The following is a 2,255-nucleotide window of genomic DNA, read 5'->3' on the forward strand; positions in this document are numbered from 1 at the left end:
GCCGTTAAATGTTCGAGAATGGGACTGTCCAGACTGTGGGACTCACCATGACCGAGATATTAACGCCAGTAAAAATATTTTGGCCGCAGGGCTTGCGGTGTCAGTCCGGGTTGCGACCATAAGACCAGAACAGAGTAAATCTGTTAAGGCAGGTGCGGAACCCCGCAAGGGAAAGAAGCAGAAACCTAAATCGTGAGGTTTGGGAATCACCGTCCGTTTACGGCGGTGAGGATGTCAAGCCGTCCAACGTCAAGAAACACCCCTAACTATTATTAAACATTGTCGTCAGCCATGATCGAGAACCTGACAACCAGATCGCCTATTTCCCTGAAAAACTATCGTATTGCGGCGATTATTCCCTGTCACAACGAAGAACTAACGATCGCAAAAGTGGTCTCCCAATTTCAAACTTTTCTGCCAGAAGCGGCAATTTATGTCTATAACAACCGCTCTAGCGATGATACCGTGACCGAGGCCCTCAAAGCGGGGGCGATCGTGCGTCAGGAAATCCAACCGGGAAAAGGCAATGTTGTCCGGCGGATGTTTGCCGATATCGAGGCCGATATCTATATTCTCATCGATGGTGATGATACCTACGAAATTGCGGCAGTACGACGCTTAATTGAACGAATGCTGCGAGAACAGTTAGATATGGTGGTCGGTGCGCGTCGGGAAGCGGCAAAATCCTCCCAGGCTTATCGTCCCGGTCATCGCGCCGGTAATCTATTTTTAACGGGATTGGTGAAATTTCTGTTTGGAGCGCGTTTAATCGATATGCTCTCCGGTTATCGCATCTTTTCTCGTCGTTTCGTCAAATCTTTTCCCGCTTTGTCCAATGGTTTCGAGATTGAAACCGAGTTAACTATCCACGCTTTAGAATTAAAAATTCCCTTCGCTGAAGAACCAACCCTCTACGGGGAACGTCCCGAAGGTTCCCAAAGTAAGTTAAAAACCTTTCAAGATGGCTGGCGAGTATTGGGAACCGCTATCCTACTTTTTAAAGAAATTCGTCCTTTTCTCTTTTTTAGCCTTGTCTCGCTAATTTTGGCGGTTATTTCCCTCCTCTTAGCGATCCCCGTCCTGTTTGAATACCTCGAAACCGGCTTAGTACCACGTTTTCCCACCGCTATTTTATCGGCCTCGATCATGCTTTTAGCCTTTTTAAGTTTGACCTGTGGCATGATCCTCGATTCCGTCTCCCGGGGACGAAAAGAGATGAAACGAATGGCCTATCTAGCTAACAGTTGGCTGAAAGGTTAGGGAAAAAGTTCGCTAAACATACAGGTCTAGGTCACATCTGGGGTTAAACCGTCTCTAACCGTTGCAGCACGGAGGAGGGTTTTTTGTCAATAAATTCCGCCGGCGAAATTTGATATTTAATCAGATTGGCTAATTCCTGTAGTTGGCTGATGGCTTCCGCACCTTCGAGTTTCATTAACTCTCGATCATCGCGCATTTCTGTCCAGGTGATGCCGTAATCGGACACGAGAAACCGAATTAGATGGGTTTCACCCAATCCGACCATAAAGGATGCGCTGTTCATTTGACCGCCACAGGTGTAGCAAGATGCTAGATAACCTTGATTTTCTAGTGCGATCGCTAAGGCCTGTAAATCCATGACCAAGTCTTTGACCAGTTGGCGATGCTGTTCTGCAAGTCGTTTAAACACAATGTTCCTCCTGACAACACTGCTCAATTATAAAACCTTAATACTTTTTTAAGATTCTTTTTTGAGAGTATAAAGTATATGAACCAGGTTTGTTTACGGATGTTAAGTAACAAAATGTAAAGAACCCGATACCTAGAGTAGCGTGAATTCCTGATATCGCCAAGTATGTGTAAGTACAAAGCTACCAGTTTATCCGTCTTTCCACCCCCTCGATCCCAACTATTCCCATCATGCCTATTTTTAAAGTTTAAGATCCGGTTTCGACAAAAAAGTTCGCAAATCTATGTTGACAATCACATAAACCTATGCGTCCATTCCAGATACGGAGGGAGGGGAGCTTTTTTCAGTGTTGCCAAAGGCACGGCGTAGCCGTCCAGTAAACAGTAACTGGTAATTAGGGTTTGCTGAATAAATATAAAAACCTTGTTGGGTAAGACTTTTAGACTTTTTGGAAACCAAAAAGTACCAGATCCCGGAGTGATCGGGTGGAAAATTCTGGGACTTTTTACCTGAAAATTAGGTAATTGACCCCATCAAAATTGGTAAAACGCTACACCCTGCCGCCAGGAAAAAATTTTTGCCGCAA

3 protein-coding genes are annotated in these 2,255 nt (G+C 45.1%); 2 read left to right on the forward strand and 1 reads right to left on the reverse strand.

Translation table 11 applies throughout. The annotated features are described in order from the left end of the window. Both PX481_RS27445 and PX481_RS27450 read left to right on the forward strand, forming a co-directional pair. Positions 1–196: zinc ribbon domain-containing protein (locus PX481_RS27445; protein WP_288097106.1), on the forward strand; the 196-nt coding region annotated here is incomplete at its 5' end. Positions 197–291: 95 nt separating this feature from the next. Then, positions 292–1,260 (forward strand): glycosyltransferase family 2 protein, encoded by a 969-nt coding sequence (locus PX481_RS27450; protein ID WP_004159345.1) that lies wholly within the window; start codon positions 292–294, stop codon positions 1,258–1,260. Positions 1,261–1,303: 43 nt separating this feature from the next. Here PX481_RS27450 and PX481_RS27455 read toward each other — a convergent pair whose 3' ends face one another. Further along, positions 1,304–1,669, reverse strand: coding sequence for a DUF1815 family protein (locus PX481_RS27455; RefSeq protein WP_002801757.1), 366 nt, complete (start codon positions 1,667–1,669; stop codon positions 1,304–1,306). Positions 1,670–2,255: the final 586 nt, after the last annotated feature.

The organism is Microcystis sp. M53603_WE2 (assembly GCF_030065435.1).